Origin of the sequence: Kitasatospora sp. NPDC092948 (genome assembly GCF_044754805.1) — a bacterium.
GTDB lineage: Bacteria > Actinomycetota > Actinomycetes > Streptomycetales > Streptomycetaceae > Kitasatospora.
Genome location: NZ_JBIVPU010000022.1, coordinates 65,443 through 72,062 on the forward strand (window position 1 = coordinate 65,443; position 6,620 = coordinate 72,062).

The window sequence follows — 6,620 nt, forward strand, 5'->3', positions numbered from 1 at the left end:
GGGGAAACAGCTGTCGGTGGCAACATGCCGTGCTGTCCTTGGGCCCATGATTTACGGCTCGCACATGAACGGTCGTGCTCTGTTCCTCGACACTCTCACGGAGGGAACCCGAACGGCGCTGGAGCGACTCGGCACTCGAAAACACTTCGCCGCCGGGGAGATGCTCATAAAGGAAGGCGACAAGTCACGGGACTTAATACTGCTGCACTCAGGGCTGGTGAAGGTGACCAACTACCTGGGCCGCCGCACCGCCTCGCTCATGGACATCAAAATTGCCGGCGATGTGGTCGGCGAGATCGCCGCAGTCGACTCCGGCCCGAGGTCGGCCACCGTCACGGCTTGCAGGATGGTCACCACCACCCTGATCCCGTGGCACAACCTGCTGCCTTTCCTCCACGCCAGCCCCGAGGCCTCGATGGCACTCCACCAGGTCCTCGGCCGGAGCCTGCGTTCGTCCAACCTCCGACGACTCGAGTTCGGCACGTACACGGCGCCGGTCCGGCTGGCTCGAGTCCTGGTCGAACTCGCGAACTCGTACGGGAAACCATGCAGAAAGGCAACGCGCATCGACGTGAACCTGACCCAGACCGAGTACGCCGATCTCGTCGGATGCCGGACAAGAACCGCGCACCAAGCGCTCCGCGGCTTCCGCCGGGCAAAGCTGATCAGCACCGAGGGACAGCAGACCTACGTCCACGACATGCCCGGCCTACAACGCGCGGCCCGACTCAGGATGCCTGCCGGCTGACACCTCGAACCACCGTCCCGCAAAAGTGCGGGATCTTCGACGGCCCGCCGCCTTTCCCTCACAGTGGGGCGAACACCGCACCCAACACCACTGGAAAGGTGGCGAGTTGTTGTGATCGAGACCTCCTCCCTCCGGCCTCCGGACGAACCCCCGCACCACCGTCTCTGCCTGGCTGCGGACGTGGAGCAGTACAGCCGGCTCGACGCCCGGGCCCAGTCCGCCGTTCAGGCCGACCTGGTTCGAATCCTGGACGAGGCAGCAGCTCTCACCGGGCTCGACCGTGCGACCTGGGAGCGCCAGCCACAGGGCGACCTGGAGTTCGCTGTCCTTCCCGAGGACACACCGGAAGCCGCCGTGCTGGGGCCATTCGTGCGCCACCTGGCGGAAGGCCTGAACACCCGCAACGCCGTGGAGTCCTCCACCCGGATACGGCTACGATTCGCCGCCGACAAGGAGCTCGCCAGGCGCGCTCCGCTCGGCCACGCCGGACACGCACCAGTAGCCGTGGCCCGCTTCGTCAATGCACCCCAGTTGAAGGCCGTACTGGCCTCCCTCGCATCGGCGGATCTCGCCGTCATCGTCTCGGATCGCCTGTACCACGACATCGTGCGATCCGGAAGTGACGGCCTCGCCCCCGAGCAGTACGTCCGTGCTCACATCAGGGTCAAGGACTTCGGCGGCTACGGCTGGATACGTGTGCCGGGACACGATCCTGACGACATGCGATCGGTGGTGGACGACCCTCGACGGCCGTTGCCACCGCTTCCTGAGCCTTCTCGAGTCCCGGGCACGCTCTCGCAGATCGTTCGCCACGGGGCCGCCGTCGGGCGGGACGTGACCGGCGGCCTCACGGTCGGATCGCCCGTGGCCCCCTCGAACGGCTGCCGGCCCATCCGTTGACAGCACCTCAGGAACCCCTCTCCCCCCTCAACGGGGGCGGTATCCAGCGGGTCGACCTCGGAGTAGCCGTCGGCCACACCGTGATCGGTGACATCCACATCCATCCGATCGCACCGGCGGCCGCACCGCCCGCCTTCCACTCCGGGCCAGTAGGTCCGGACCCGATTCCGCGCCAGGCCGTCTTCCGGTCGGCGCTTGTCGCCCTCGGCCGCGCCTGCGAACTGGCAGCCGCAGCGCTGTCGTCAGCCGGCCTGCTGGGGTCGGAGAGGAGAAGTGATGAGCTGGAATGATCCCCCAAGCATGTTCGCCCTGGTCTGCAGGGCCCTGACCGGCCCCGACGCCCCGACGCACCACCTCACGGTGGACATCGGTCACCACTCGGTGCGGCTCTCCCCGCAGGAGTGCAGGACCGAGCTGTACGGCCCGAACCGCGACGCCACCCTGTGGGCCGCGATCTGGCGACGGGCCGCCACGGAAGCCCGGTGCGAACCCCGCGACTCCGCCGGTGCCGCACGGCTGCTCGTCACGTGGCTCGCCATACCCGGGGTGAACCGCAACCTCTACCGGCTCCTCGATCTGTTCCCGGTCGATCGGGCCGACCTCGAGGCGGAAGCCGTTCTCGGGTTGCTCACCGCCCTCGATACGACAGGTCCCGATACCCCCAACACCGGCAGCCACCTGATCAGGGCGGCAGTGCGGCACATGTGGTCGCACGCCGTTCGTTTCCGCAAGGAGATCCCCGTCGTCGACCTGGCGCGCTACGCCCGGGCACGGAACGCCATGCCACTCCTGACTGAGGAACAGCGGTTGCCCCCCGAGGGGTGGGAACTGAGCATCTCGCCCCCCGCCGGCCCTACCGGACTGTCCGCAAGCCTTCGCTTCACCGAGTCACGGCGTCAGGTGGAAGGCGAACGGCTGGGGGCGCTCGCCTACGGCGCCGGCCTGCGCCAGCTGGTCTTCCGGGCACGCCGCCACGAGGAGGAGGAACTCATCGGAACCCTGACGCTGCGCCCTGCGGGAGGTCGACGATGACCAGTCGTTCGGGAGCGCCCATGGGCTTCGCGGAGGCCTTCGACCTACCGCTGACCATCGACCTGCGGACGGCCGCCCGCGCCGTCGGCGTCTGCCCGGGCACGGCCTACAAACTGATCCGCCTGGGCACCTTCCCGTGCCCCGTCCTTCGCGTCGGCCGGAAGTACCGCATCGCCACAGCCGAACTCATGCGCTCGCTCGGCATTGACGAACGCCCGATATACGTGGCCGACATGGAAGCCGGCGCCACGGGTGCCGCCCAGCTCGACGACATCTACGCATGCGAAACGGAGGGCCATCCCGAATGATCTCACCGCAGCAGCTCCAGGAAGAACCGGACCGGCCCCGGTTGTGCTTCGTCATCGGCCCCATCGGCGATTCGTATGCTGCACATGGCAGCCCCGAACGCGAGGCGTACGAGCACCACGTCGAAGTATTCGAGCGAGTGATCGCTCCCGCCTGCGAGAAGTACGGAATCGACGCCGTCCGGGCTGACGGCATCGCCAACGCCGGTGACATCAACGAACAAATCTGCCGGTACATCATCGAGTCGGACCTGGTCGTCGCGGACGTCAGCGGCGGCAACCCGAATGTGATGTACGAGCTGGGGATTCGCCACATCATCGGAAAACCGACCATCCACATCGGCGAGGTCGGGCAGTTGCCGTTCGACATCGCACCGATCCGGACCATCCAGTACCGGCGATCACGCAGCCACATGGCCGAAGCACGCCGAGGGATCGAGGGCGCCCTGGAGGTCGGGATCCGCGACGGATTCGAACTCCTCACTCCCGCACGAATGATGCGGGCGATCCAACCGGTCCAGCAGGACGAGGGCGTCGAGAGCACGGACGAAGACGACACACCCGGTCTGCTCGACGACTTCGCAGCAGCGGAGGACGGGCTGCTCGAAATAGCGGAGCGGCTCACCGAGATCACCACGGCAATCGCGACTGTCGGCGAATTGACCGAAAGGAGCAACGCCGAGGTCCTCGACCTTGTTCAAGCGAACGCACCTGCCGGTGCACGGCTCGCAGCAGTGGCTCGGTTCGCAGATGCCCTCTGCGTTCCGACCGGGGAGATGAATACCGCTGCCGCTGCCTTCTCGGAGCGGATGTCGGTTCTGGACAGCGGGATTCGAACCGCGTTGGATCTCATCGAGGCAACTCCACCTGAGGAACGCGACGCAGACACCGCCCATTTCCTGCAACAGCTCATCACCTTGGACGAGGAGTCCCAGGCAGCCATGTCACAGGTCGTCTATTTCGGGACGGCCGCAGAGAACATGGCCCGACTGAGCAGATATCTTCGCAAGCCGGTGAAGGACATCTCCACCGTAGTGAAGCATCTGACCGCCGGCGTCACACGCATCGGCGAGTGGGGCGACAAGGCCCGCAGGATTGCCGGGGGCGGCACCTCATAAGTCCCGGGGGCAGCACCTCATAAGTCAAGTCCAGGCAGCGACCCGGGCCACCCAGGCCCCGGGTTCTGTCCTGCGGCCTGCGGCTACAGCCAGTTCCGCTTCTTGAAGATGAGGTAGAGGCTGGCGCAGACCACGCCCATCAGGCCGATTGCGAACGGGTAGCCGAAGACCCAGTGGAGTTCCGGCATTTCGTCGAAGTTCATGCCGTAGACGGTGCCGATGAGGGTGGGGGCGAAGAGGATGGCGGCCCAGGAGGAGATCTTCTTGATCTCGTCGTTCTGGACGTGGCCGGCCTCGGCGAGTTGCTTCATCTCCTCGTTCTGGCGCTGGGAGACCAGGGTGGCGTTGACGGTGAGGATGTTCTGGAGCATCTGGCGGAAGCCGTCGACGCGTTCGGCGGCGTAGGTGGCGTGGTCGGCGACGTCGCGGAGGTAGCGCTGGAGTTCCTCGTCGGTGCCGTACTTCTGGAAGCCGGCTTCGAGGGAGCGCATGATCTCCAGCAGCGGGCCGGTGGCGCGCTGGAGTTCGATGACCTCGCGGGAGAGTTCGTAGATGCGGCGGGAGACCCGGGGGTCGCCGCCGAAGACCTCGGTCTCGATCTCGTCGATGTCGTGCTGGAGGCCGGCGATGACGGGGGCGTAGCCGTCGACGACGGCGTCCAGGACGGCGTAGAGGACGGCTTCGGGGCCGAGGGCGAGCAGTTCGGGGTCGGCTTCGAGGCGGCCGCGGATCATCGAGAGGTCGGGCGACTGGGAGTGCCGGACGGTGACGACGAAGTCGGGGCCGACGAAGAGGTGGATCTCGCCGAAGTCGACCTCTTCGACGTCGTCGAGGTAGCGGGCGGCGCGCAGCACGACGAAGAGGGTGTCGCCGTAGCGTTCCAGCTTGGGGCGCTGGTGGGCGACGATGGCGTCCTCGAGGGCGAGTTCGTGCAGGTCGAACTTCTCGGCGGCTTCGACGAGTTGGGCCTCGGCGGGCCGGTAGAGGCCGATCCAGGCCATGGTGCCGGGCTTGCCCGGGAGGTCGCGGTAGATCTCGGCGAGGCTGGCGGGCGCCTCTATCCGGCGGCCGTCGCGGTAGACGGCGGCGTCGACGACGGAGCGTTCCACCGAGGCCGGCCCGCGATCGTCCGCGTTCTGGTCGGAGCGCGGGTCCATCGAGTGCTCGGGGGCCGTCGAGTGGTCGGAGACGAGCCGGGGGCTGCGGCCGAACGGTCGCTTGCCTGCGCGCACGGCGCGCACACGCCAGTCGGACATGCGGATACCTCCACGGGTCTGGATCCGTCACGCCCCGTTACGGCGGGGAGGACGGCCGGCCCCGGACTGCTGTCCGCGCGGCGGTCGGCCCGGGGGAACGCGGGGCGTTCAGCGGGCGGTGCGCGGGCGGTGGTTCCGGGGGCCGGGAGCGGGTGAGAACTGCCCGGAGCGGGGCCGACTTCGGCCCGGACTACTGCACTCCACTGCTCTCACCTCCGTACTTTCCGGACGCACCCTGGCGTCACGACCGTCGCCCAGTGTAGCCCCGCGCGCTTCCGCCTCCCGGCGCGGGGCGGTCCGGGCACACCGCGGCCCGGCCACGCGGGTGCGTGTCCGGGCCGTGCGGTCGCCCTGGGCGGGCGGGGCGGGGGGCGGCGGGTGCCGTCAGCCCGCGAGGGCGGTGTGGAGGGCGTCGAGGCCGTCGGCGTAGATGCCGTGGAAGAGGTCGACGACCTGCTGTTCGGTGGCGTTCACGGGGTTGAAGCGTCCGGACCACTGGACCTCGGCGAGGTCGTCGCGGCCGGGGACGGCGTGGACGCGGATGGTGGAGACGTAGCCGTCGACCGGGAACGGGGCCTGGAGGATGGCGTAGCTGTACTGCCGCTCGGTCTCGTTGAAGTCCACGAGGCGTTCGACGATGACGTCGCCCTCGGGGTTGGCCAGGCGGCGGACGCGGCCGCCTTCGAGGGCGGTGCTCTCCGGGATGTAGGGCAGCCAGTCGGGCAGGGCGTCGAAGCCGCCGATGAGGTTCCAGACCTGCTCGGGGGTGGCGGGGACGGTGCGGCTGACGGAGGTGGAGGCCATGATCACATTTCCTGACTGGTCGAGGGGTGGTTCAGGCGCCGTGGGGCAGCGGGGCGGCCGGGCCGACCAGGTCGGCGGCGCGCAGGTCGTGCCAGAACGCGGCGGGGACGGTCTCGTTCAGGGCGGAGATGTCCTCGGCGATGCGGCTGGGCCGGGTGGCGCCGGCGACGACCGCCGCGGTGGCGGGGTGGGCGAGGGAGAACTGGAGGGCGGCGGCCTTGATGGTCACGCCGTGCTTCGCGGCCAGGTCCTTGATGCGGGTGACGCGCTCGATGACGTGCGCGGGGGCTTCCTGGTACTCGAAGTGGGTACCGCCGGCGAGGACGCCGGAGCTGTAGGGGCCGCCGACGACCATGTCGACACCCTGCTCCTGGGCGAGGGGCAGCAGGCGCTGGAGGGCGTGCTCGTGGTCGAGGAGGGTGTAACGGCCGGCGAGGAGGAAGCCGTCGGGCCGCGG

At 68.5% G+C, this 6,620-nt stretch carries 8 protein-coding genes; 5 read left to right on the forward strand and 3 right to left on the reverse strand.

The genetic code is table 11. The annotated features are described in order from the left end of the window. Window positions 1-46 precede the first annotated feature (46 nt). The 5 genes from ACIQF6_RS34840 (at window position 47) to ACIQF6_RS34860 (ending at window position 4,103) form a co-directional block, all read left to right on the forward strand. On the forward strand, window positions 47-748 hold the full coding sequence (locus ACIQF6_RS34840) for a Crp/Fnr family transcriptional regulator (protein WP_400902565.1): 702 nt from the start codon (window positions 47-49) through the stop codon (window positions 746-748). Between the two features lie 180 nt (window positions 749-928). Beyond that, on the forward strand, window positions 929-1,648 hold the full coding sequence (locus ACIQF6_RS34845; RefSeq protein ID WP_400902568.1) for a hypothetical protein: 720 nt from the start codon (window positions 929-931) through the stop codon (window positions 1,646-1,648). A gap of 276 nt (window positions 1,649-1,924) precedes the next feature. Further along, complete coding sequence (locus ACIQF6_RS34850; RefSeq protein ID WP_400902570.1) at window positions 1,925-2,680, forward strand: hypothetical protein; 756 nt, start codon at window positions 1,925-1,927, stop codon at window positions 2,678-2,680. Between the two features lie 20 nt (window positions 2,681-2,700). Further along, entirely contained in the window at window positions 2,701-2,988 is a 288-nt protein-coding gene (locus ACIQF6_RS34855; RefSeq protein ID WP_400902573.1) for a helix-turn-helix domain-containing protein, read from the forward strand. Continuing rightward, window positions 2,985-4,103: a hypothetical protein gene (locus ACIQF6_RS34860; RefSeq protein ID WP_400902575.1), complete on the forward strand. Its 1,119-nt coding sequence runs from the start codon at window positions 2,985-2,987 to the stop codon at window positions 4,101-4,103. Before ACIQF6_RS34855 ends, ACIQF6_RS34860 begins: the two co-directional genes overlap by 4 nt. Before the next feature lie 83 nt (window positions 4,104-4,186). Here ACIQF6_RS34860 and ACIQF6_RS34865 read toward each other — a convergent pair whose 3' ends face one another. From ACIQF6_RS34865 to ACIQF6_RS34875, 3 genes are all read right to left on the reverse strand, one after another. After that, entirely contained in the window at window positions 4,187-5,359 is a 1,173-nt protein-coding gene (locus ACIQF6_RS34865) for a magnesium and cobalt transport protein CorA (RefSeq protein ID WP_400902578.1), read from the reverse strand. Window positions 5,360-5,743: 384 nt separating this feature from the next. Further along, complete coding sequence (locus ACIQF6_RS34870; protein WP_400902580.1) at window positions 5,744-6,163, reverse strand: SRPBCC family protein; 420 nt, start codon at window positions 6,161-6,163, stop codon at window positions 5,744-5,746. A 31-nt stretch (window positions 6,164-6,194) separates the two neighbouring features. Then, the coding region (locus ACIQF6_RS34875) for an aldo/keto reductase (protein ID WP_400902583.1) at window positions 6,195-6,620 on the reverse strand (426 nt) is incomplete at its 5' end.

Excerpts from the sequence above, each read along its gene's own strand:
- ACIQF6_RS34870 (WP_400902580.1), bottom strand. The coding sequence starts at position 6,163 with ATGGCCTCCACCTCCGTCAGCCGCACCGTCCCCGCCACCCCCGAGCAG.
- ACIQF6_RS34850 (WP_400902570.1), top strand. The coding sequence starts at position 1,925 with ATGAGCTGGAATGATCCCCCAAGCATGTTCGCCCTGGTCTGCAGGGCC.
- ACIQF6_RS34855 (WP_400902573.1), top strand. The coding sequence starts at position 2,701 with ATGGGCTTCGCGGAGGCCTTCGACCTACCGCTGACCATCGACCTGCGG.
- ACIQF6_RS34860 (WP_400902575.1), top strand. The coding sequence starts at position 2,985 with ATGATCTCACCGCAGCAGCTCCAGGAAGAACCGGACCGGCCCCGGTTG.
- ACIQF6_RS34840 (WP_400902565.1), top strand. The coding sequence starts at position 47 with ATGATTTACGGCTCGCACATGAACGGTCGTGCTCTGTTCCTCGACACT.
- ACIQF6_RS34865 (WP_400902578.1), bottom strand. The coding sequence starts at position 5,359 with ATGTCCGACTGGCGTGTGCGCGCCGTGCGCGCAGGCAAGCGACCGTTC.